This is a genomic window from Nostoc sp., assembly GCF_036919555.1.
Taxonomy (GTDB): domain Bacteria; phylum Cyanobacteriota; class Cyanobacteriia; order Cyanobacteriales; family Nostocaceae; genus Nostoc.
Map to the genome: position 1 here is coordinate 108,336 of NZ_JBALCS010000039.1, position 24,336 is coordinate 132,671.

The 24,336-nt window shown below is 42.4% G+C and carries 23 protein-coding genes; 9 read left to right on the plus strand and 14 right to left on the minus strand.

All coding sequences use genetic code 11. The annotated features are described in order from the left end of the window. Positions 1-698 precede the first annotated feature (698 nt). Entirely contained in the window at positions 699-1,277 is a 579-nt protein-coding gene (locus tag V7K36_RS11430; protein ID WP_335115772.1) for a Uma2 family endonuclease, read from the minus strand. Between the two features lie 63 nt (positions 1,278-1,340). After that, positions 1,341-2,429 carry a 3-dehydroquinate synthase gene (aroB, locus tag V7K36_RS11435; protein ID WP_335115774.1) on the minus strand — a complete coding sequence of 363 codons (1,089 nt, stop codon included), beginning with the start codon at positions 2,427-2,429 and terminating at the stop codon, positions 1,341-1,343. A gap of 231 nt (positions 2,430-2,660) precedes the next feature. Here aroB and petL point away from each other — a divergent pair, with 231 nt between their 5' ends. Next, entirely contained in the window at positions 2,661-2,756 is a 96-nt protein-coding gene (gene petL, locus V7K36_RS11440; RefSeq protein ID WP_094332720.1) for a cytochrome b6-f complex subunit PetL, read from the plus strand. A gap of 329 nt (positions 2,757-3,085) precedes the next feature. Here petL and rpmB read toward each other — a convergent pair whose 3' ends face one another. Next, the gene (gene rpmB / locus V7K36_RS11445; protein ID WP_104906789.1) at positions 3,086-3,322 is read right to left on the minus strand and encodes a 50S ribosomal protein L28; all 237 of its coding nucleotides are present in this window, start codon (positions 3,320-3,322) and stop codon (positions 3,086-3,088) included. Positions 3,323-3,484: 162 nt separating this feature from the next. Continuing rightward, complete coding sequence (gene htpG / locus V7K36_RS11450; RefSeq protein ID WP_335115776.1) at positions 3,485-5,476, minus strand: molecular chaperone HtpG; 1,992 nt, start codon at positions 5,474-5,476, stop codon at positions 3,485-3,487. Positions 5,477-6,162: 686 nt separating this feature from the next. Here htpG and V7K36_RS11455 point away from each other — a divergent pair. Next, positions 6,163-7,380, plus strand: coding sequence for a hypothetical protein (locus tag V7K36_RS11455; protein WP_335115778.1), 1,218 nt, complete (start codon positions 6,163-6,165; stop codon positions 7,378-7,380). A 54-nt stretch (positions 7,381-7,434) separates the two neighbouring features. After that, a complete protein-coding gene (locus V7K36_RS11460; protein ID WP_335115780.1) occupies positions 7,435-7,623 on the plus strand; it encodes a hypothetical protein in 189 nt (62 codons plus the stop codon). 312 nt (positions 7,624-7,935) lie between these two features. Here the strand turns inward: V7K36_RS11460 and V7K36_RS11465 are convergent, their stop codons facing one another. From V7K36_RS11465 to gloA, 3 genes are all read right to left on the minus strand, one after another. Beyond that, complete coding sequence (locus V7K36_RS11465) at positions 7,936-8,073, minus strand: hypothetical protein (protein ID WP_335115782.1); 138 nt, start codon at positions 8,071-8,073, stop codon at positions 7,936-7,938. Positions 8,074-8,132: 59 nt separating this feature from the next. Continuing rightward, entirely contained in the window at positions 8,133-10,775 is a 2,643-nt protein-coding gene (gene clpB, locus V7K36_RS11470) for an ATP-dependent chaperone ClpB (protein ID WP_335115784.1), read from the minus strand. Positions 10,776-11,701: 926 nt separating this feature from the next. Then, the gene (gene gloA, locus V7K36_RS11475) at positions 11,702-12,136 is read right to left on the minus strand and encodes a lactoylglutathione lyase (protein WP_335115786.1); all 435 of its coding nucleotides are present in this window, start codon (positions 12,134-12,136) and stop codon (positions 11,702-11,704) included. 273 nt (positions 12,137-12,409) lie between these two features. On the opposite strand from gloA, the gene eno reads away from it, so the two are divergent. Next, on the plus strand, positions 12,410-13,699 hold the full coding sequence (gene eno, locus V7K36_RS11480) for a phosphopyruvate hydratase (protein WP_335115788.1): 1,290 nt from the start codon (positions 12,410-12,412) through the stop codon (positions 13,697-13,699). 75 nt (positions 13,700-13,774) lie between these two features. Here eno and argC read toward each other — a convergent pair whose 3' ends face one another. Then, entirely contained in the window at positions 13,775-14,833 is a 1,059-nt protein-coding gene (argC, locus tag V7K36_RS11485; RefSeq protein WP_334824779.1) for an N-acetyl-gamma-glutamyl-phosphate reductase, read from the minus strand. Between the two features lie 304 nt (positions 14,834-15,137). Between argC and ribBA the strand changes: the two genes are divergently transcribed. Further along, entirely contained in the window at positions 15,138-16,811 is a 1,674-nt protein-coding gene (gene ribBA, locus V7K36_RS11490; RefSeq protein ID WP_335115790.1) for a bifunctional 3,4-dihydroxy-2-butanone-4-phosphate synthase/GTP cyclohydrolase II, read from the plus strand. A 57-nt stretch (positions 16,812-16,868) separates the two neighbouring features. Here ribBA and V7K36_RS11495 read toward each other — a convergent pair whose 3' ends face one another. From V7K36_RS11495 to V7K36_RS11520, 6 genes are all read right to left on the minus strand, one after another. After that, positions 16,869-17,747 carry a peptidoglycan recognition protein family protein gene (locus V7K36_RS11495; RefSeq protein WP_334824783.1) on the minus strand — a complete coding sequence of 293 codons (879 nt, stop codon included), beginning with the start codon at positions 17,745-17,747 and terminating at the stop codon, positions 16,869-16,871. Between the two features lie 425 nt (positions 17,748-18,172). After that, on the minus strand, positions 18,173-18,520 hold the full coding sequence (locus V7K36_RS11500) for a hypothetical protein (RefSeq protein ID WP_335115792.1): 348 nt from the start codon (positions 18,518-18,520) through the stop codon (positions 18,173-18,175). A 424-nt stretch (positions 18,521-18,944) separates the two neighbouring features. Continuing rightward, on the minus strand, positions 18,945-19,643 hold the full coding sequence (locus V7K36_RS11505) for a hypothetical protein (protein ID WP_335115794.1): 699 nt from the start codon (positions 19,641-19,643) through the stop codon (positions 18,945-18,947). A 20-nt stretch (positions 19,644-19,663) separates the two neighbouring features. Then, positions 19,664-20,062 carry a papain fold toxin domain-containing protein gene (locus V7K36_RS11510; RefSeq protein WP_335115796.1) on the minus strand — a complete coding sequence of 133 codons (399 nt, stop codon included), beginning with the start codon at positions 20,060-20,062 and terminating at the stop codon, positions 19,664-19,666. Further along, positions 20,010-20,450, minus strand: a complete 441-nt coding sequence (locus tag V7K36_RS11515) for a hypothetical protein (RefSeq protein ID WP_335115798.1) — start codon at positions 20,448-20,450, stop codon at positions 20,010-20,012. The genes V7K36_RS11510 and V7K36_RS11515 overlap by 53 nt, the downstream gene beginning before the upstream one ends. A gap of 255 nt (positions 20,451-20,705) precedes the next feature. Then, a complete protein-coding gene (locus tag V7K36_RS11520) occupies positions 20,706-21,560 on the minus strand; it encodes a PD-(D/E)XK nuclease family protein (RefSeq protein ID WP_335115800.1) in 855 nt (284 codons plus the stop codon). A gap of 146 nt (positions 21,561-21,706) precedes the next feature. Here V7K36_RS11520 and V7K36_RS11525 point away from each other — a divergent pair, with 146 nt between their 5' ends. The 4 genes from V7K36_RS11525 to V7K36_RS11540 all read left to right on the plus strand — a co-directional run bounded on the left by V7K36_RS11525 (position 21,707) and on the right by V7K36_RS11540 (position 24,269). Beyond that, a complete protein-coding gene (locus V7K36_RS11525) occupies positions 21,707-23,122 on the plus strand; it encodes a phosphoglucomutase/phosphomannomutase family protein (RefSeq protein ID WP_335115802.1) in 1,416 nt (471 codons plus the stop codon). 208 nt (positions 23,123-23,330) lie between these two features. Then, positions 23,331-23,609 carry a LapA family protein gene (locus V7K36_RS11530; RefSeq protein WP_334941139.1) on the plus strand — a complete coding sequence of 93 codons (279 nt, stop codon included), beginning with the start codon at positions 23,331-23,333 and terminating at the stop codon, positions 23,607-23,609. A 13-nt stretch (positions 23,610-23,622) separates the two neighbouring features. Beyond that, positions 23,623-23,817, plus strand: coding sequence for a DUF433 domain-containing protein (locus V7K36_RS11535; protein ID WP_335115804.1), 195 nt, complete (start codon positions 23,623-23,625; stop codon positions 23,815-23,817). 8 nt (positions 23,818-23,825) lie between these two features. Beyond that, a complete protein-coding gene (locus V7K36_RS11540) occupies positions 23,826-24,269 on the plus strand; it encodes a DUF29 domain-containing protein (protein ID WP_335115806.1) in 444 nt (147 codons plus the stop codon). Positions 24,270-24,336: the final 67 nt, after the last annotated feature.

Genomic DNA, 24,336 nt, shown 5'->3' on the forward strand with positions numbered 1-24,336 from the left:
AATCAAGTTAAGCATCAACAAATATCTTTTTGTAAATTTTTGTTTTTTTAGATTTAGTAATGCGTTGAGACACACACATCTGCGTAGGCATAGCCCGTCGTAGGTATCGCTGTGTGGATTAATTTACAGCGTTTTTCAGGTAAATGAGGTACACAGGTAGGGGCACAACAATGTTGTCCCCTTACAATAATCTGTACCTCACGCTTGTTGCAATCTGCTGTAAATCTCTGTTGGCTAATCTCTGGGAGTCAGCAAATAAAGGCTGATAGTCAAAACAATTTTCATAAAAATTGGAGGTTATAAAATGGCAATTCGGAATAATTTAGTCACCAATTTCTGGCAAAGAGTACAAAAAGATTCAGTTAGTTGGGGATCGTTAGCACTTTGGATTAGTGCATTAGTTGTTTTATTAGTAATGCTTACAATGTTTTCTAACGCTTAATCTTAGCAAGATTATTCTAGTTCCTGGGCGACAGCCTGGGAACTAACATAGGGTAGACTTTATGCAGGCGTTAACAATTCAAAATTCAAAATTCAAATATTTTAGACAATTTCAGACTCTTATTTAAACCCCGACTCAAATTGAGCTAAGTCGGAGACACTCCGCCTCCGAGCTACGTGTAATGCTACAAGTCTTAAACCCTTCGATTTCCGATAAAAATGATATGCATCAAATTGTGCTAGATGCAAAAAGTGTGTTATTTGGCATCTAATGGTATTTTCGCCTTTTGAAACAGCTGCTCAACACTAAATGCCAATCCTTCAAATAAAGAATCTGTGAGTAATTCTTCTCCCATATAAGTTTGTGGTGCTGCATCTAGATAAAAAACAGTAATACTTCTAGCTTTACTATCTACCACCCACACCCGCAGCACTTTAGCATCCAAATAGTCTTTGGCTTTAGCTGCCATTTGTCCAAAGGTTTGTCCGGGTGAAATAATCTCAATAACCAAATCAGGAGGAACAGAACATGCTCCTTCTTGATACCAATCAGGGGGTAAACGTTCATTAGAAATATATAAAATATCTGGTATTGGCATCCAATCTCGCCCTTGACGGGTTAATGCGACAGCTAATTCTGGGCAAACTTCTCCTTTCGCCTCACAGCATTGCTCAATCAAATTGAGAAGAGCGCGGGTAAGTTTAGAGTGGAATTTTTTTGGTGACATCTTAGGAATTGCCTGGCCATCAACAAGTTCATAAGTTATATCTCCTTCGCCTGGAGGAAGATTCAAGAACTCTTGCAAGGTCAATTGATTCTTTGCTTGGAGTATCATGGCTCAATAATTTGTAATTTGTAATTCGTAATTCGTAATTCGTAATTCGTAATTTTGAATTGTTTACATTCTCTGTAACACTTGCCGAATGATATTCGATGGCACCTCATCGGTAATTGTCACTACACCAATCTCCGTTGGTAAAACAAACCGCACTTTCCCCGCTTTAACTTTCTTATCTAACTGCAACGCCTCAATAATTGCTTCAATATCCACCCCAGTTGGTAACTGAGTCGGTAAACCCGTTTTTTGAATTAAAGCATTTTGACGTTCCGTGTCTTCCTTTTGCCACAGTCCCAAATCCACAGCAATTTGACCGGCTGCTACCATACCAATGGCTACCGCTTCACCGTGATTTACTAAACGATAACCAGTCAAACTTTCCACTGCATGACCGATGGTATGTCCATAGTTGAGAATCGCCCGTAATCCGCCTTCTTTTTCATCTTTGCCAACAACATCAGCTTTAGCTTGACAAGAGCGCGTTAATATGTAGTTTATCAAGTCAGGTTTTACATAGCGGAGTTGGTCGAGGCGTTTACTTGCTTCCAACTGGGCAAACAATTCGGCATCCCAAATCACACCGTACTTAATAACTTCTGCCATTCCTGCGCGAAACTCGCGCATAGGAAGAGTTTTTAAGACATCTGGGTCAATCAAAACCAAGCGCGGTTGATGGAATGCCCCAATCAAGTTTTTACCGTGGGGATGATTTACACCCGTTTTGCCACCAATTGCCGAATCCACCATCGCCAACAGAGAGGTAGGCACTTGGACAACATTAATACCGCGCAGCCAAGTTGCGGCCGCAAAGCCAGTCATATCGCCAATTACACCTCCTCCCAAAGCCACCATAGTAGAAGAACGTTCTAGGCGATTTTCCAAGGCGATATCGTAAAGTTTTTGGATGGAGTTGAGGGTTTTGTAGCGTTCCCCAGGTGGTAGGATGCAGCTAGCAACTTCAAATCCAGCAGATGTCAGGGATGCGATCGCTCTTTCCCCAAAATGTTTTAAAATCGTCTGATTAGAAACCAGCAGTACCTTCTTGCCTAGCTTAAGACTGGCCATCTGTTGACCCAGTTGATCTAAACTCGAAGGTGCGATCGCAATCTCATAAGACTGCTCTGGTAAATTTACATTAATTAAAGTCATTGCCTAACCCCAAACAAGCGCCCGTGGGCTGTATTGTATCGCAATCTGGGAAATGGGCATAGGGAATAGGGCATTGGGCATTGGCAAAGATGAGGGGAATAGGGAAGAAGCAGGGCAGAAGTTGCAGTAAGTATTTCCCCTTTGTCTCCACTCCCAATCCCGCATGCCTAATGCCCAATCTTCAACAAGTAATGATTCAATAGATTTAGGAAGTATTGTGGAGAAAAATAAATGTTTGCAATTGCAGCTTACATCGGCTTTTTAGCTTTGTTCTTTGGTTTATCTGTCGGTTTGTTGTTCGGTCTGCGGACTGCCAAAATAATTTAACCAAGACTTTTGTGGGGCGGGCATCTTGCCTGCCTTGAGTTTACTAAGGACGGGCGAGATGCCATTGGTGTCAACTTAACGTTAAAGCCAGCCTAGAAGTAGCTTTTAGAGATCATCTCGTCAATAGTCTCCAACTGCGAATGCCTAATGGGGGGGCTGCCGCCTTAAGACTAGCGGCAGAGCCGCAATTGAAGAGCATTTCCAGCCTCTGGCTGGAAACGAGGTTTTAAAGGGTTTGGGCTTAAGTTGACAGCAATAACAGCTGTGCGCCCCTACGAATCACCTATATGCCACCTTACGAAAGTCTCAGGTTATGAAATCTACATTACTTAGTAATGATTCAGGTTAATGCCAGCTTCTTTTGCCATTGCTTCTAACCCATTAATTTGTAGGGTTTTGATTGCTTTGGTAGACAGCTTTAATCTCACCCAGCGATTTCCGCCTTCCCACCAAACACGCTTGTTTTGTAGATTAGCGTGCTGAAGGCGTTTAGTACGGCGGTGGGAGTGAGAAACAGCAAAGGCATTATTTGCTTTCTTACCAGTTAGTTCACAGCGACGGGACATAGCAAGTATCTCCAGATTGTTATTTTAATACAGCCTTTCCATTCTAGGTCTTAGGGAAGATAAGTGGGGAGTGGGGAGAGAAATAATAGACGCGATTAATCGCGTCTCCAAACTCCTGTACAGACGCGATTAATCGCGTCTCTCCAAACTCGTAACTCAGCACTATTTACTAGCTTGTTCCGTCAGCTTAGTGAGTACTTCATTCGATCGCTCGACGAAGGATTTCATTCCCTCAGCGTCAAATCCTTTCTGAGACATCAGCGCTAAATCGTAGACGTGTTGGCAAATCAAATTCACTAAATGATCTGTAGGCGATTGACTATCACCTTGAATAATACTACCTTGGTTAAGATTTGCCAGATTTTGAATCAGCGGGTGAGCAGTATTCACCAGCAAAACGTGATCTTCGGGAAAATCTACTGACTGCTGCTGCATCATGGCGTTCATTTCTCGCAGGCGGCGGAGAATCTCTGGTAAAAGCACGATCGCAGGTGGTGTCCCTTGAGGATCATCTGATTTCAACGCTTCGGTACGGATGTTGAGTTTGGGTTTGTTGAGGGATTTCTCAAATAACTCTTTGATCGTCTCACTCCGGGTTTTGTTCGTATTAGGATCAACAATTTCCGCAGCTTTGTCTTGTTCCAGCAGGGTATTATCTAAATCTGAGTCTACCCGCGTAAACTTGATATCCTGATATTCCCGCTCTAGGAAGTTGATAAAGTGGGTGTCGATGAAGGAGTCCATAAACAGGACTTCCAAGCCTTGATTTTTGTGCAGTTCTACATAGGTAGCTTGGGTTGCTCCATCGGTGCTGTAGAAAACCCGGTTTTCGTGGCGTTCTTTGTTGCGTTCTAGATACTCTTTGAGCGTGGTATAAGGAGCGGTGGGTGCTGAGTTCTCAGAACTAGGTGAGGGAGGAGTGACATCTTGCCAAGCATCCCCCTCTGAAGACTGGACTTCAACTGCTGGAGTTTCAGCAGCAGGTTTTTCTGTCAACTCGGCGGTGGTGCGGAAGACGATGATATCTTCAATTTGTTTTTTGAATTTCTCGTCGTTGAGAACGCCGAATTTTACAAAAGTACCAAGATCCTTCCAGGCGCTAATGTATTGTTCACGGTTGTCGCGGAAAAGTTCTTTGAGACGATCGCCTACTTTTTTGGCAATGTAATCACCAATTCTCCGCACGGTGCGATCGCCTTGCAAGGCACTGCGCGATACGTTCAGAGGAATATCGGTGCTATCAATCACACCCCGCATTGGAGTTAGAAATTGCGGAATAATTTCTTCGCAGTTGTCGCTAACAAAAACTTGATTACTAAATAGCTTGATCTGCCCTTTAGTAACATCTACATCCGGCCTCATTTTGGGAAAATAGAGAATGCCATTGATGATAAAGGGATAGTCAGTATTTAGATGTACCCACAACAAAGGCTCTTCCTGAAAAGGATACAGGTAGCGGTAAAACTCTAAATATTCTTCTTCACTCAGATTACTCGGAGACTCTCGCCACGGTGCTTTTTGCTTATTTAATACTTCACCTTCAAGTTTTATCGGTACTGGCAAGAAATCGCAGTAGGTCTTGACAAGATTCTTAATCCGTGGGTCTTCTAGAAATTCCTCCTCTTCTCCTTGCAGGCTGAGAGTAATAGTAGTACCACGAGTTGTTCGGGGCGAATCTTCTAGGGTGAATGCTGGCGAACCATCGCAAGTCCAGTGAACCGCCTGCGCTCCTTCTTGGTATGAAAGAGTATCAATTTCTACCTTTTGCGCCACCATGAAGGAGGAGTAGAAGCCAAGACCGAAGTGGCCGATTATGGGTTGATCTGACTTGTCTTCATACTTATGAATAAATTCTTCAGCACTAGAGAAGGCAACCTGATTGATATATTTCTTAACTTCATCTGCGGTCATCCCGATACCGTTATCGGAGATGGAGAGGGTTTTGTTGTTTTTGTCAATGGCAATTTCAATTTCCGGTTCGCCGATATCTCCAGCATAATCTCCGGCGCGGGATACCATTTTCAGCTTTTGGATCGCATCTACAGCGTTAGATACCAGTTCCCGCAAGAATATTTGGTGGTCTGAGTAGAGCGACTTCTTGATAATTGGGAAAATGTTCTCAGTATGAATACTGATAGTGCCTTGTTCTAGCATGATTGGTAATCTTCAATGTTAGTATCTGAAATGATGATAGTGGCTAATACAGCCTAGTCGTCTATTTTCCAGGATAAACCCGGAGAACACAGAAGGAGATCAAGCAATTAGAATTTTAAAAGATAGCTTAGGCGATGTCTACGACGGGCTGCGCCTACGCTCGTTTTTTGAGCATTGTTTGCCCCCATTTTCTGATTCGGATTTCCCTACTTCCGACTCCCGATTTTGAACGCAGGTCTATTAGCCTAGTTGAAACTACTATCTAAAATATTATTGATATCTTTTCTAACGCAAAACGATCATAGTACGGTTTGGTGCGATCGCTAACTTTTTGCTTGACAGTTAACCCGATCATCTTGACAAATCTGGTGGGTATACAAATACAGGATTCCCGCAAAACTAGTGAAAATAACAGCACCTTGCTCTGATGATCACTATTTGGGAGAATAATAACTGTCGGGAAAATGTCTCAAAAACCCAAAAGGTTTGAGTCTTTTGATTGGGACTGGTGAGCCAATAGATTAGGTTCTAACTTAGATTTGATAGCTTATTCAGTATAAATGCTAAGGTCTAAGTAAAATTTTTAATTAATAATATAAGTAATATATTCTTCAAGTTGATTATCGCTATTAAATAGTAAAGGGGATTAAACAATGCCTTTTTTATTATTTCTGCCAAAATAAAATATGCTCGATGTAAAAACTTCTCCTGGTATGCAGTTTTCTAGGAAATCGCTATGGATTTCCTTTATTTGCTTAACGGCAATTTTATTTGTACTGACTGGCTTGGTACAGTTCTCTTGTTACCCAATGATAACTGGAGGAAATTTACCTAAATTTTGTCAAAGTCAGGAGACTAGGCTCGAAATTATCAAGGATCACAGAACGCATGGAAACGTCTTATTGAATTTAGCATCAAATCCTGAATCCGATGAAAGCGTACTAAGAGCTTTGACTTCTTCCCTTGATAGCCCAAAGGTTGCTAGCAATCCCAAGAAACTTCAAAGTGCGCTAGGGTTTAATCCCAACACGCCTATAGATGTTTTAGATGCGTTCGTAAAATCCGAAGATGTGGACATACTCGAAAATATTTCTAAGCGATTAGATGCTACTCCTGAACTTCTTAGGGAAGTAGCTAACAATCCTCACGCCGATGCAAAAAAAGTTCAAAAACTTTTGGTTGAAAATCCTCGAGCTCCTGAAGATGTATTACAAAAATTGGCAAATTCAAAAGAACCAGAAATTTTGTGGGAAATAGCAAGACTCAAACAAGCTTCTTCGAGTGTTTTAAGAGAAATATATAATAACCCTGTTGCCAGCCTTATCGAAATTCAGAGGAAACTTGCTAGCAATAAAAACATTCCTGAAGACATACTACAAAAATTAGCGAACTCAACAGATTCCAGGGTTTTGTCGTATGTAATCAACCATCCATCTGCATATACCTCAGTCCTAGAAAGAGTAGGAGAAAACGCTATTATTTGGGACGACTCCAAGATTGGTTTTCAAAGAACGCTAGCTGAGAAGCCCAATATTCCACGCAAGCTCATAGAAAAATTAGCCTCCTCTAATGATAGAAAAGTCCTGGAGTCCTTATACCACGATAATCCGACTGTACCTCCAGATATCAAAGAGGAGTGCCGTAAAAAATTAGGGATTACACAACCTCCCGATGTAGAAACATTTCCACCCACACTTCCTCTACCACTCGATACTTCAAATAACCCATTTTCCGAAAATAACAAGTCAAACTGTACGGGCAAGCATGTTCTGAATAACTTGATAGGAGGTGCTGTTAGTGTATTGGGATTCTTAGTCGGCGGGCCTGTTGGAGCAGTTGCTGCTTATGGTGCAATGACTGTTTCACTAGAAACTGTGACAACTGTTTCAGGATGTCAGCTCTAGTGTAAGTGGCAAATCTTGATGATTTTTTAATAACTATAACTGGAGGTATTAATTATGCAGAGCCAAAATTCAAACTTGAAAACAATTTTTGATCAGTCAGTTACTGTCCCGGCTGTACAAGCTACCGCACCTGCGGCAGCACCTACAGCACCTGCCCCTAATGCTCCGTTATCTTCCATATTTATTGTTACCTTTCATACAGGTAAAAAAATTAGCAGCAATTCAGCTAGTAGAAGGCATTGACATTGCTGCAAATGGCTTCTCTAGTTTAATGCTTACATTATTATTGCAATAAAAAAACTAAATACATAGAGCAAACGTTAGAATTTACACATTTCTTACACAACTTAGAATTTTATTTTAAATTCGCTTTTAGAGTAATAATCCAACTACTCTTCAATATGACCATTGATTGGCTGGTTGTCTTGCGTCATTTTTGCTTACCAAATCCCTAAGTTTAATATTGTGTCCCTTTGAACTAGGAGCGATCGCTATTCCATTGGATTGTCTTGCCAAATCCCTAAAGATCACAATCCCATATCCCAATATGATTGCTCATTTACCCAATCGCCGCCTCGCTTTAAAAGAATTAATCAAACAAGCTATCAACAGAGAACGCGGGAAACTGATGTAGCGATCGCTTTCTGACTTTACGGCTTCTGCGATCGCACAGCATCTTGTAAAGAATAACAAATAAACCCACGGAGGTGGGTTTTACCTGCGTAGCCGCGATTTCTAATCGCCTTCTCAGACTATGTAGCAATCTGCGGTACTGAGACCTTCACCAGCACTTTTTTGTTAAAAGACAGACCGTTTTCATTTTTGTCAATGATAATCGTGTCTCCAGAGATAAAAGTATTTTCCAATAACTTGGTGGCGAGGGGGTTTTCTACTTCTCGCTGAATTGCCCGTTTGAGTGGGCGGGCACCATAAACTGGGTCATAACCTGATTCGACAAGGTAATCACAGGCTGATTGCGATATTTCAAAGAAGATTTTTTGCTCGCGCAAAAGACTTTCTACCCGTTTGAGTTGGATACGGATGATATGCCGCATTTCTGTGCGATTTAGGGTGTGGAAGAGAATAATATCATCGACGCGGTTGAGAAATTCCGGGCGGAAATGCGATCGCAAATTTTCCATTACTCGCTTCCGCATCGTTTCATACTTGGAATCATCACCGGATACATCCAAGATATGTTCGCTACCAATGTTACTGGTCATGACAATAACGCTGTTGCGAAAATCTACTGTCCTTCCCTGAGAGTCAGTAATTCTCCCATCATCTAATACCTGCAATAAAATATTGAACACATCGGGGTGTGCTTTTTCCACTTCATCCAGCAGCACCACCGAATAAGGACGGCGACGAATCGCCTCGGAAAGTTGACCGCCTTCTTCATATCCTACATATCCTGGAGGCGCTCCCACCAGACGGGAAACTGAGTGTTTTTCCATATACTCAGACATATCTAAGCGCACCAAGGCATCATCAGAATCAAAGAGAAACTGAGCTAAAGCCCGGGCGAGTTCGGTTTTGCCCACACCTGTGGGGCCCATGAACAAAAATGAACCAATGGGACGCGAGGGGTCTTTCATCCCTGCACGGGCGCGACGAATTGCGGCTGCTACCGCTTCTACAGCCTCCTCTTGCCCAATAACTCGTTCATGTAAATGACTTTCTAGTTGCAGTAATTTTTGCCGTTCCGATTCCAACAGACGATTGACGGGGATTCCTGTCCACTTGGCAACGATTTCGGCAATATCGGCTTCGGTGACTTGTTCTCGCAGCAACGTGGAACCTTGGTTTTGAATTTCTAAAAGGTTTGCTTCTTTGGCTTCGCGATCGTGCTGTACTCCCTCCAATTTGCCATACTTCAGTTGGGCAGCTTTATTTAGGTCATAAGCACGTTCCGCCTGTTCAATTTGCACTCGCAGCGCATCTTCTTCTTTCTTTAAGGCGCTTATAGCCTCCAATATCTGCTTTTCACCTTGCCATTGCTCATTAAATATTTTCTGTTTTCCCGTTAAACTGGCGATTTCTTGCTCAATTCGCTGCAAACGTTCTTTAGTTTGGGGAGTACCCTTTTCTTCGCCAGCTAATGACAGCTTTTCCATTTCTAACTGCATGAGGCGGCGATCAATAGTTTCCAATTCTGCTGGTTTGGAGGTAATCTCCATTTTCAACTGTGCTGCTGCTTCATCTACCAAATCAATCGCTTTATCTGGCAAAAAGCGATCGCTAATATAACGTGCTGACAGGGTTGCTGCTGCTACCAAAGCCGAATCAGAAATTTTGACATTGTGATGAACTTCATAGCGTTCTTTCAATCCCCGGAGAATGGAAATAGTATTTTCCACACTTGGCTGATCCACAAATACTTGCTGAAAGCGGCGTTCTAAGGCAGCGTCTTTCTCAATATGTTTCCGGAACTCGTCGAGCGTAGTTGCGCCAATGCAACGCAGTTCTCCCCGCGCCAGCATTGGTTTGAGCAGATTTCCGGCATCCATTGCCCCTTGTTGAGTGGAACCGGCGCCGACTACAGTATGCAATTCGTCAATAAACAGGACGATGTCACCGTTAGATTCTGTAACTTCCTTGAGGACTGCTTTCAAGCGTTCTTCAAATTCTCCTCGCAATTTTGCCCCAGCAATCAAACTACCCATATCTAAAGAAATGAGTTTGCGGTTTTTCAGAGATTCGGGAACATCACCATTTACCATCCGCTGTGCCAAAGCTTCGGCGATCGCAGTTTTACCCACCCCAGGTTCACCAATCAAGACGGGGTTATTTTTGCTACGACGAGACAATACTTGAATTACCCGCCGAATTTCGTCATCCCGTCCAATTACTGGGTCGAGTTTTCCAGCTTTTGCCTGTTCTGTCAAATCTCGGCCAAATTTTTGTAACGCTTCATAGCGGGATTCTGGGGTTTGATCTGTCACCTTTTGGCTACCACGAATGGTTTTGATGGTAGTTTCTAGTTTTTCTGTATCCGCACTAAAGCCTTTGAGTATCTTTCGTCCAATGCGGTCGTCTTCAGCAAATGCCAAGAGGATGTGTTCCACAGAAATGTAGGAGTCTTTCATCCTGGTTCTAGCTTCCTCGGCTCGGTCTAGTAAAACATCTAAATTGCGGCTAAGGTAAAGCTGATCACTTTTACCAACTTTCGGCTGACGTTGGGTAAAGGCTTCTAGTTGCTGTTGCAAGCGGATTGGATCGACCTCAGATCGAGCCAGGATACGTATTGCTAGACTAGTGGGTTCTTCTAACAGGGCAAGAATTAAATGTTCAACATCTAGTTGCTGTTGTTGATAAGCACGGACTATATCCTGAGATTTAACAATTGCTTCCCAGGCTTTATCAGTAAATTTATTCGGATCTGTAGGTTGCATCTTTAGAATTTTGGAATTTTGATTTTTAGTTTAGGGATTGGGGATTATTAAGGGAGCGGGGAGTGGGAGAGACGCGATTAATCGCGTCTCTACGGGAGTGGGGAAGGTGGGGTCCCCTCTGGGGATAAGGGGTAATGGGGAGTGGTTGTAACCCTACTCCTTAGTACCCAGATAATTATCCAAACATTCTCAGCGTATATCCGTGTGTATCTCTGGTGGCAATTTGGGATTAGTAATTGATGATAGTTTGATCTATTACCTATTTTCTAATTTAAAACGAAAATACTATTCTGAGGGGACTTTGGCAGATGTGCTATTGGAGCGATGTCTACGACGGGCTATTCGGCGTCGCTCTTAGTGTTGCTGATACTAATAGGATTTACGCAGAGAAGATCCCCTAACCCGCCTAAAAAGGGGAGGCAAAAAGCGAAAAGTCTCGCGTATCTGGGTTTACTGACATGAGAAACCTGTCTGCCGGAAGAATCAATCTCCCCGTATGTAGCTCAACTTTTCAAGACATCGGTGTGGATTTTGCGATCGCTTTATTGCCTGCGATAGAATTTTACAGGATGGCTTAATTCCCTGTTTTTTAAGACTTATCATTACCAACATCAAATAAATCTTCCGCTTCGTTGTTAACCAGCCTGGGAATAAATTCCCAGGCTAATAGCTCAAGTCCTCTCAAGAGGACTAAATATAAGATTTTAAGCGATGTCGATGCCTAAACTCTGGGCGTTAGGGAAAATTTCAGTCCACTTAAGTGGACTTGAGCTATCAGCCCAGAACTTAAGTTGTGAGCGGAATATCGGACAATGCGACACCTTGACTGTTACAAAAATGTGGGTCATGACAAGCCTTTTTAAGGAGGGTTAGGGAGGATCAAGCCTTAACCCGAGCGTATTCACTTATATTCTTAATTATAAGAATTACTGACTCACAAGTTGCTCTTGTGATTCCTGTTTGACTGCTGACCCTTGATTTCCCAGTTGAATCAGTTCAACTTTATACCCATCTGGATCTTCCACAAAAGCAATTACTGTCGAACCATGTTTCATTGGCCCTGGTTCGCGCACGACTTTACCGCCCTGATTGCGGATTTCTTCACACGTAGCGTAAATATCATCAACGCCAAGGGCAATGTGACCATAAGCATTACCCAATTCGTACTTTTTTACCCCCCAGTTGTAGGTTAGTTCGATCACCGAGTTATCGCTTTCATCACCGTAGCCAACAAAAGCTAGGGTAAATTCTCCCCCTGGATAATCTGTTCGGCGCAGTAGTTTCATTCCTATAAGTTCACAGTAGAACTTTAAGGACTCTTCAAGGTTGCCCACCCGCAGCATTGTGTGTAGTAATCGCATATTGACCTTTTCTCTGTAATTGATTTAGTGTTATTCTCTGCCAACATTTTACCTAGCTCAAAGTCTTAAGGTAAAAATGCCATCAGAGAAAGAATTAAAAGGTAAAGGACAGGATAAACATTCCCTTACCCATTTTTGGCATTGATCCCTATCCCTAATAATGGAAATCTTCTTTAATCTCAGCCGAGAAAGCCTCTTAACCGCCTATGCTAACGATTGGGTTAGGCAACTGGACTGTATGCGTAACACACTCGAATAAAGGATAAAGTACAGATGAGTAAATTTCTAGATACTGCCATTGAAGCGATCGCAGCCCGTGAAATTCTTGATTCACGCGGTAGACCGACAATTGAAGCTGAAGTGCATTTAGCCAACGGTGTTGTCGGACTGGCGCAGGTTCCCAGTGGTGCCTCTACTGGCACTTTTGAGGCTCACGAACTGCGTGATGGCGATAAAAGCCGTTATGGGGGCAAAGGCGTACTCAAGGCAGTACAAAACGTTAGAGAAGCACTTGCGCCCCAATTGTTAGGCTTGGATGCCCTCAACCAAGAACTGCTAGACCGCACAATGATTGCTATAGATGGTTCTGCTAACAAATCCAATTTGGGGGCTAATGCGATTTTGGGGGTTTCCCTAGCAGCAGCCAAAGCTGGTGCCCAGTCTCTGGCAATTCCTCTGTATCGCTATTTGGGTGGACCTTTAGCGAATTTGTTACCAGTGCCGTTGATGAACGTGATTAATGGTGGCGCACACGCATCAAACAACGTAGATTTTCAAGAGTTTATGATTGTCCCAATTGGGGCAACTTCCTTCCGGGAAGCATTGCGTTGGGGTGCAGAGGTGTTTGCTACCCTCAGTCAAGTATTAGATGAGAAGGGTTTGCTTACTGGTGTGGGCGATGAAGGCGGTTTTGCCCCTAACTTAGAGTCTAATCAGGTGGCTTTAGAATTGCTAGTTGCTGCCATTAAGAAAGCTGGTTATAAGCCAGGGGAAGAAGTAGCTTTGGCGTTGGATGTGGCGGCTAGTGAGTTTTACAAGAATGGGCAGTATGTTTACGATGGTAAACCTCACGCCCCGACTGAGTTTATTGATTACCTCGCGCAACTAGTTGATCAATACCCAATTGTATCAATTGAGGATGGCTTGCATGAAGAAGACTGGCAAAATTGGCAATTGCTGACCCAGAAGTTAGGTTCGCGGGTGCAATTGGTGGGAGATGACTTGTTTGTTACCAATGCCACCCGCTTGCAAAGAGGCATTCAGGAAAAAGCCGCTAATGCCATTTTGATTAAACTCAATCAAATTGGTTCACTCACCGAAACCTTAGAAACAATTGATTTGGCAACTCGTAACGGTATCCGTTCAGTAATTAGCCATCGTTCTGGTGAAACAGAAGACACAACGATCGCTGATTTAGCCGTAGCAACCCGTGCCGGTCAAATCAAAACAGGTTCCCTCTGCCGCAGCGAACGGGTAGCAAAATATAATCGCTTGCTGCGAATTGAAGATGAACTAGGCGATCGCGCCGTTTATGCTGGTGTTGTGGGGTTAGGGCCGAAGTAGAGTTAGGAGTTAGGAGTTAGGAGTTAGGAGTTTTTAATTCATAACTAATCACTCATCACTTCTAACTCCCACTAATTATGGATAAAACCCCAATTTGGGCAACCCCAAGGTTTCATCCCAGCCCATCATTAGATTCATACACTGAATCGCTTGGCCCGCCTGTCCTTTAATTAGGTTGTCAATTGCTGACATCACAATCACGCGACCTGTGCGCGGATCAACTTCTACACCGATGTAACAAAGATTGCTGCCGTTAGCCCATTTGGTTTGGGGGTAAACGCCGCTACCGCAGACTTTTACCCAAGGAGAGTTGCGATAGAAGGCTGAGAAAATTGTGATTAAGTCATCTCGCACCAGACCAGGGTCGCTCAGTGTGGCATATATCGTTGCCAAAATACCGCGCACCATTGGGATCAGGTGGGGTGTAAATTGGATCATGAGTTCGTGACCGGCTAAGTCACTGCAAATTTGCTCAATTTCTGGAGTATGACGGTGACGACCGACATTGAAAGCTGCTATGGAGTTGTCTGCTTCAGCTAGTAATAAGTTGGTTTGAGCTTGTCGTCCACTGCTAGATGTGCCAGATTTGGCATCGATAATCGCTGTTTCTGGTTTGATTAAGCCTTGCTTTAAGAGTGGCAAAAGTGCCAAAAGACTAGCAGTGGCATAGGAACCAGGACAGCCAACGAGTTGAGCTTCGGCAATGCGATCGCGATAAAGTTCTGGTAATCCATAAACTGCTGTAGCTGCAATATTGCGATCGCTTCTCTCAGTACCATACCAATTTGTATAAGTTGTCAAATCACTGAACCGATAGTCTGCACTCAAATCTAGTACTTTACATCCTTTTTCCAACAGTTTAGGCGCGATTTGGCAAGCCAGACCATTTGGTAAAGACAGGAAAACTACTTCACAGCGATGAGCAATTATTTCTGGTTCTACCGCCTCTATTGGCAGGTTAGCCGCATGAGCCAGATGTGGGTAGATATCTCCAATGGATTTCCCGATACTGCTCTCACCGCCTAAATAAACCAGTTCGACTTCTGGATGATCCATGAGTAATCGTACTAACTGTACTCCGCCATAGCTCGACGCGCCAACAATCCCAACGGGTACGCGTCTAAATTTGTCCATGATCTGAAATCCTTATCCCATGAATGGTTAATTCGTTCTCAGCTATCAACAATATCAGCGACTAGCGCAGCCCACAAAACGCCCCAAACCCCTCCACTTGGTTTTGGGGAGTCAAGAGTCCAAAGTCAAGAGTCCAAAGTCTATATAAAATTTAGTTAATTGACCCTTGACCCCAATTTTAATGGCAAAAATTTTTGCCACGTTATCAAATCATTGCTAGTCTAATTCTCTGCCTTGTAAAGGAGCTACAATTTAAAAGAAGAAATTGTAAAAAAAATTTACGTTGGTAGCTGGAAATCTTTCTGTGTCACAGCCTAATACTACCCAAGCTTTTAAATTTGATTCGATTGATGCCGCTTTAGCAGACCTAAAATCTGGTCGTGTCATTGTAGTGGTAGATGATGAAAATAGGGAAAATGAAGGCGACTTAATCTGTGCTGCCCAATTTGCCACACCCGACACGATTAATTTCATGGCGGTGGAAGCTAGAGGACTGATTTGTTTGGCAATGAGTGGCGATCGCCTAGACGAGCTAGACTTACCATTGATGGTCAGCAACATTACAGATACTAACCAAACTGCCTTCACTGTTAGTATTGATGCTGGCCCAGAATTGGGCGTTACTACAGGCATCTCAGCAGAAGACCGCGCCCGCACTATCCAGGTTACTCTCAACCCAGCCACAAAACCTACAGATTTACGTCGTCCTGGTCATATTTTCCCCATTCGGGCTAAAGAGGGAGGCGTACTCAAACGCGCAGGACATACAGAAGCAGCTGTGGACTTGGCTCGACTAGCAGGGCTATACCCAGCCGGGGTAATTTGTGAAATTCAAAACCCCGATGGTTCAATGGCGCGGTTGCAGCAGTTAGTTGAATACGCTAAACGTCACAATTTAAAAATTATTAGTATTGCGGATTTAATTAGTTATCGCCTACAGCACGATCGCCTAGTGTATCGAGAAGTTGTTACTAAGCTACCTAGTGAATTCGGCCAGTTTGAAATTTACGCCTACCGTCATACTCTGGATAATACAGAACACGTTGCAATTGTCAAGGGCGATCCAGCTAACTTCAAAGATGAGCCGGTGCTGGTGCGGATGCACTCAGAATGCTTAACTGGTGACGCTTTGGGTTCTTTGCGCTGCGACTGTCGGATGCAATTAGAAGCCGCACTGAAAATGATTGAGGCTGCGGGTCAAGGTGTAGTTGTATACCTGCGTCAAGAAGGACGGGGAATCGGCTTGATTAACAAGCTGAAAGCCTACTCATTGCAGGATATGGGACTGGATACAGTAGAGGCAAATGAGCGCTTGGGATTTCCCGCCGACTTGCGAGACTACGGGATGGGGGCACAAATGCTCATGGACTTGGGCATCAAAAAGATCCGCCTGATTACCAATAATCCGCGTAAAATTGCTGGAGTCAAGGGCTATGGGTTGGAAGTAGTCGATCGCTTACCGTTGTTGATTGAGGCAACCGACTACAATTCCTATTATCTGGCGACAAAGGCGAAAAAGCTGGGTCATATGCTGTTACAGACTTATTTGGTGACAGTAGCAATCCATTGGCAAGATGACCCGGAAGCGGTGACGGAACGTTATGAACGGTTAGAGAAAATGCGACACTTAGCGAGAATTAGTGATCTATTGTTACAGGAAGAGGCGCGTCCTTTAGCGATCGCCTTATTTGACGAGCCATCTTTAACAGTACACTTGGGTTTTGATCAACCAAAAGTTGCTAGCTGTGATTGGTATCAGCAAAGTGGTCATCCTTATATACAGGCAATCTTCCAAATTTTGGACAACCTCGCAACTTTGCCTTACATCCAGAAACTAGAATTTCTGATTTCCTCTGGTTGCGATCCTTTGAGTAATTTACAAGTCCAACTAGATCGACAGACATTCCCGGATGGTACACTGCCTTCATCTATTAGCGATCGCTTGGAAAAGCAGCAAATTTATAGCTTTAGCAAATAGCTTCAAGAAATTGTGTAGGGTGTGTTATTGCGTAGCGTAACGCACCTTACGAATAAATTATTTACTTACTCTATAGATTGGTCTGACCTGACGATAAGTATTAAGTAAGTTGAGAAATTTATGACCATCAAAATTTATCGGGTCAACTTTTTTACCAGAACGGTCTACTAGACGGTGGGTAGTAATGCGATCGTCTCTTACTTGACTTTGAGCAATTAACCAAGCAAGAGAATGATATTGAGCCTCCGTGTAGCCGCTATGGGTTTGTTGGCTGCTACTGTCATAACTATCTGGAGGTGTCTCCAAAGAAACGTGATAAGCAAAATTATTCACAGACGGAGGCAAATGTGGATTAGTTTGCACAGTTTCCAACCCATCAGGACTATCAAATACGGAGTTAGCTGCACCAAAAGCCCGCTTTTCTGGCGGTACTAGATAAATAACCGTTCCGTCTAACTTGATTAAAGCGTGGTAACTTGCTTGCACACTTTCATCGTTATGGGCTACTTGAAAGAAATTAACGGCACTGGAAGCAGAATAACCAGTTTCATGGAGGACGATAATCGGTTGATTGCTGACACGAACACCGTTAACATCTAGGGCGTACCGTTCTCCATAGTTACTTGGGTCAACTGAAGCAACTTGATAATTAGGTCTGTAGTGTGCAAAAGCTTGAGTAGTTACGTATCTTGCTACAGCCTTATTAGTCTTAACTGGGGACTTGATAACAACTTGAGATTTCTTCTCTGGCTCTTTCGCTGATTGGAATTGCGCCTGTGGATATTGACTCCAGGCTGTAACCTGTGGCTTGGATGTATGGTATGTTGTCGGATTATTTTGTAATTTTGCCGCTCGTCCAATTAGCAGCACTACAATTAAAGCCATGAACATCAGCGAGATTACTAGTACTCTAGTCGCCCAGTCTTTAAACCTCATTTTTCTAATACCAGTAAAACGGTAGATATTAACTTATAGCAGGGTGGTAGCACGCAGTACTTGCCGTAAGCATCGCTACCCTTGCAATAACATTAACTCATTCACGGAGTTCAAAGACTTATCGGCGAGTATCAAATTGCGTTTATAAAATGTTAGTTATTTTAAATACAATGGTTCGAGACAATGTGCCTTGGCGCGTAACTGAAAACTTACAACCAATTATCAACGCTTAATCACACTTAGACTAGCCAAGGTACAGGGCTAACTAAAGAAGATATCCCCATTGGCGATTTGGCGATAAATCATATTCGGTTCACAATTCTTAAAGAATTACCATCTTTTTGAATTTGGGCATTGGGGAAAGACCCTGAGAAAGTGAGTAGGGTGTGTTATGCCGTAGGCTAACGCACCTTAATACTCTCTACTTAACCACTATTTTCGTCAACTTCTGAACTCTTGTTCTTATTCAAGTATTCTTCAAACAATTCAAAAAATTTCTCTAGTGCCTCATGCTCGTCTATAGAATAGAAAAGAATTATTTTAGACCATGACTGACCTGACTTAATTCCATATTTTTCTTGAACCCATGATTGAAAACCTTCAAATTCTCTTTCTGGCTCCGTTGGAGGTACGCCAACTTCTTTTCGGCCCAGACTGTATCCTCGCAAAAGCATATCAAGCTTAGTAATTGAGCTAGTACCTAAGAACATACCCGGACTCTTCTTTATGCCCTTTAAAATCTCGTCATAAATATCAAACTTACGGAAATTCAAATCTTGACGAAGCCTTAAAACGTCTTCACTTTCTTTACTTTTTGAACTATTTTTCTGCTTTAAGAACTGATCAAATTCTTCAAAGAACCTATAAAAAGCAGTTCGTTCACTTCCAGAACCAAAGAGAATTATACCAGCCTAAGATTGACTCACATTAGTTTTTGCTCTTTCTTGCATCCACTCGTTAAACCCGTCTGTTTCAGAGCCTTCTTGAGTGAACCCTAGCCGGATTAGACCACTTAAATACCCATTTAAGAATGAATAAAGACAAGTAATTGATGGCTTATCTATGTATATGACTGGATTATCTTTAATCTCTTGGAGAAGTCTAGAAAGATTACTCATATTGATTACCTACACTTTAATTTAGCGAGTAGGGTGTGTTAGCCTACTGCATAACACACCTAAATACTCTCCTCTATGCTTAACCAATATTTTCGTCTACTTCTGAACTCTTGTTCCTATTCAAGTATTCTTCAAACAATTCAAAAAATTTCTGTAGTGCCTCATGCTCGTCTACAGAATAGAAAAGAATTATCTTAGCCCATGACTGACCTGAGTTAATTCTATATTTTTCTTCAATCCATGATTGAAACCCCTCAAATTCCCTTTCTGGCTCACTTGGAGATACGCCAACTTCTCTTCGAGACAGACTGTATCCTCGCAAAAGCATATCTAGTTCAGTGATTGGACTAGTTCTTAAGTATATAGCCGGTCTTTTCTTTATGCCCTTTAGAATCTCGTTGTAAATATCAAATTGACGAAACTTTGAATTATCTTCAGTAGGGCTAGCTTTTTCTTCCCTTTCGGGAATTTTTGAATCATCTTTCTGTTTTAGAAACTTCTCATATTCTTCAAAAAATCTGTAGAAGGCATTTCTCTCGGTATGACAAAGAAACAGAATTATCTCACTCCATGATCGTGAAACTGTAATTTTTGCTCTTTCTTGCATCCACTCGTTAAATCCTTCCATTGGGTAGCCTTCTGGATTTAATCCGAAGTGATTGATTTGACTGGAGTACCACCCACTTACAAAGGAACTAAGGTGAGTAATTGATGGCTTATCTATATACATGACTGGATTTTCTTTAATATCTTGGAGAAGTCTAGATAGATTGCTCATAATATTGATTACTCCAATTATTATGGGAATAAGTATCCTGATTTACGAAAATCGGATTGTCCAAATACCTTACTATGATATGTGAGATTGTTCATCCACTGCTGCCTTTCAAGTCCGTCAGGACGATGGTTATCAAAAACCTTTTCTTCTCCATTTATTTTAATCACAATTCCTTCATGATGACCGTTGGTTGAAATAATATAACCGTCTTCTTCTGCTTTTGGTGGATGGCTATCATCATAGATGTTGCTATCCTCTTTCACTATTTTGACTGCATCAAGTATAAGTCGCTCTCCACGAATACCCTTTTCTCTTAAGTAAGCCTCAATTTCAGCAGCGCATTCAACACAGCGTTCATTCGGATGATTACTTACAATATCGCGGATATCTTGAAGAACCACCACAAACCCGATCGCCACGATTGGCAGTACAATACTTGACCCTAGCCTTATTTTGAGCCTGCTCATTTTGCGCCCGATTCCAAATATAAAAAGCAGCAACTCCAGGTAGGCGTATATCTCCAACAACTGTAGTCCCAGCAACAGCTTCCACAGAAGAACTAGTAACTCCGGTAGCTGTAGTTGTGCTAATTGCTGTCGTTCCGGCAGCCTCCGCAGTAGGAGCAGCAATAGTAGGAGATAATTCCAAGCCTATAGCCGCAGCACATTCAGGTTGAACAGCACAAGCGTCTAGAGACGACAGCAATGCATAGGCAGGTTCAGGAAAAACTCCTTTAAGGATAAAAAGTAAAAGAAAAGTCCAAATTCCAACTGATTTAGTAACAGATTTATTTATTGTTAATCGCATTAGTCTTAACTCCTCACAGCCCCAGATAAAATAGATGCAGCTTACATCTACGTTGTCTGACAGAAGTGGAAAGTGAGGAGAGTAAAAATACGAGAATTTAGCAGCTGTTTCTTGAAGATTTAACGAAGATAAAGACGTAAATCAGACGCCTTGAAATTCTTGGTTATAAATACTTATCAGCCAATATTTTCAGGTATTTACTTGGAATGTGATGTCTACGGCAAGCGAGCTTTGTAAATTCTCTCTCTTTGCCAATTAGCTATTAACTCTTAAACTGGGCAGTGGAGATGATTGATGCTGTTTAAAATCGGCAAAGTCACAGATTGAATTAAATGGGCAAAAACGGCAGTGAGAGCCAGGATTGGGAGGGAAAATTTTACTAAAATTACTAGTTTCATCCTGATATTTTTGCAAATCGTGCTGGTGCTTGTGGGCAACATTAGCTAACTCAAATTTTAAGGATTCTAATTCACTATTATTAATACTAATTAACTCAGACTTTTTACATATTTCTAAATTATAAAATGATGCAACAGCTTCTCGTCCAGGGTAAAGATAACGAGCAGCTAGTAAATAAACTAATGCCTGTCGTCGGTCAAAAGCCGATTTACCAGTTTTAAAATCTAAAATATGTAAAGTGCTGTCAGATTCAATGAAAACGCAGTCCATAGCTGCATATAAGCGAAAGCAATAATCTTCTTGTTCAATTAAAATCGCTTTAGGGAAGCCTTCATCACCCGGAGTTAATTGGATAATATCTTTATCCAAAAGCAACGGAGCATCATGATATTTTTTCAAAATTTGCAGCACGCGTTGCTGGACTTGCTCGCTGGAGTTGGCTAATTTAAGTAGCTGTGCAACTCTTTCTACACCATCTGATTGCTTCAACAGATGCCTGTGATGATGAAACTCATAAACGCCTTTTTGGGCGAGTATGCCAATTCGCTGGGGTGCGGTGGCTTGCGCTAAAAGCGCTTTGACTTGTGGTTCGTGTTGCCGCGCTTTGATAAACCCCCGTCTCATCTGGCAATGCCAGCGTTCTTGCCCAGTCGCTGGGGCAACTAGAGACCAAAGGTGATAACTGGCAAAAGGTCGATCGGGGGTTGACATTGCTCAGAAACAGTGAGAGAAAATACGGTAGGGAGAAGTTTCAGTTAAGGCTTCCTTAGAAAAGAACTTGGGGGGATACTTGCTGCTACACACGCTTTGCGCGAAGCTTTTATACTACTGATAATGTACGGGAGCAAGTGGCAAAAATGTCCAGCAAGATAAAATTTGGCACTGATGGATGGCGAGGGATTATTGCCGATGACTTTACTTTCCTGAATGTGCGGAAAGTGACAAGGGCAATTGCCACTTACTTGGAAACAGCCTATAAAAAAGACAGACCAGTACTTATTGCCTACGATACTCGCTTTTTAGCTGACGAGTTTGCCCAAACAGCAGCTCAAGTACTGGCAGACTTAGGTTGGACTGTCAAAATTACTGATCGAGATTGCCCCACACCAGTAATTGCCTATAATGCCCGCCACCTAAATTCTGCTGGGGCGTTGATGTTTACTGCTAGCCATAATCCAGCACCCTACTGTGGAATTAAATATATACCCGATTATGCTGGACCTGCCACTCCAGAGATTACTGATACTATTGTGGCAAATATAGAAAATGCATCTGATGAGTTGCCTGGGAGCAGCCCATCAGGTTCAATTTCAATTTTCGATCCGAAACCTGATTACCTACAATTTATCTACACCCTACTTGATGTAGAACGGATCAGAAGCGCTAATTTAAAGGTAAAGTACGATGCGCTCTATTCTACCTCTCGCGGCTATTTAGATGAAGTTTTGCAACATAGTGGCGTTCAGTTAGAAAGTTTCCACAATTGGAGGGATGTTTTATTTGGGGGTGGAATGCCAGAACCCAAAGGAGAACAATTAGTTGAGTTAGTGGAAGCAGTACTTCGCGATCGCGCTGATTTGGGTTTGGCGACGGATGGAGATAGCGATCGCTTTGGGATCGTTGATGAACAAGGAACCGTTCTCACACCCAATACTGTGCTGTTAGTTCTAGCAGGTCATTTAATCAAAAACAAAGGTAAAACTGGTGCCATAGTCCGTACTGTGGCTACAACTCACTTGCTGGATAATTTCGCGGCTAAAAATGGGCTGCAAATTTATGAAACACCAGTAGGTTTTAAATACATCGGCGAAAAAATGCGCGAAACTTCTGTATTAATTGGTGGAGAAGAATCAGGCGGTTTGAGTATTATTGGGCATATTCCCGAAAAAGACGGGATATTAGCCAATATGCTGGTGGCAGAAGCGATCGCATACGAAGGCAAACCCTTAAGTCAACTTGTCAAAGAAGCGATCGCCCAAGCCGATGGCCCTCTTTACAACAACCGCCTAGACTTGCACCTCACAGAGGTGCACAAAACCGCCGTCATCGACTCTTTTACCAAAAATCCGCCTACAGAGGTAGCAGGAATTAAAGTCAAGGAAGTGGGGCGTAAAGACGGTATTAAGCTCTATTTAGAAGAAGGTAGCTGGATTTTACTGCGTCCTTCCGGTACAGAACCACTGGTACGCATCTATCTAGAAACCAACACTCCCGAAAAACTCACCCAAATCGGGCAAGAGTTAGAGAGGGCGATTGCTAAACTAGAGGCATAAGAATTAGGAGAGACGCGATTAATCGCGTCTCTTAGGAGTTGTAAATTAACAATTCTTAACTCCTGATTTCTAATTTTGAGCAAAATATGAATTAATAACTCCTCATACCAATTCTTTGTAAAACTGCACAAAATCAGGCTTAGATAAGGTGCTTAAGCCCCTTGTTCTATGGAACCTCACAGGTAATCGGTATCACTTCAATCAAAGTATGAAAACTTTCGCTCCTTTTTTGACATCTTTAGTTGTAGCGGTTTGGATAATAGCGATCGCAATTATTTCAGTCCAAAATGCCACACCCGTATCGTTAAAATTCTTAACATTCCAATCGATTCAGATACCAATGGGTTTAGTGCTGGCTTTTAGTGCTGGTGTAGGGTTAATTGGTATGGCACTGCTGCAACCTCTGTGGGGACTTGCTGGTATTGGGCAGGGTAATTCTCGATTGGAAGACGATGCCGAATTTTTTGTTGATGATGAAGATTTTTGAGGGTTGAATAGCTGTGCAGTACCAAAACATTATTACAATCGAACCAGGAAAAGGAGGTGGTAAGCCTTGTATTCGAGGAATGCGAATTACTGTATATGATGTTTTATCTTATCTTCCCTCTGGCATGACCTACGAAGAATTGCTTGATGACTTTCCTTATTTGACACAAGAGGATATTTTGGCTTGCCTAAGCTATGCGGCTGATTGAGAACAGTTATGAGTGGAAATTATACAGTAGATTTTAATTTGTGGATTGAACAGACAGCCCAACTATTGCGATCGCATCGCTGGCAAGAAGTTGATGTAGAATATCTGATTGAAGAGGTTGAAGGCTTGGGCAAAAGTGAACAGCGGGGTATTGCCAGTCAACTAATTCGCTTGCTGTTGCATCTGCTCAAGTGGCAATATCAATCCCAGCGTCGCTCAGATAGTTGGCTCGATTCGCTCACCGATTCTCGTACCCAAATTGAGTTAGCCATAGAAGATAGTCCTAGTCTTAAGAGCTATCCTACAGAGCAACTTGAGAAAAGTTATCAAAGGGCACGTCGCCAAGCAGCCAAGCAAACGGGGATGTTAATTTCTGTGTTTCCAGAAAAGTGTCCATATTCTTTAGAGTTAGTGTTGGATGAAGACTGGCTCCCGGAAACAAGCGATATTTGATAAATGTAATTGTGGCTGTGTGGTATAAAGCGCGTAACGTAGTCACTTAATATATATTGGTTAGTCT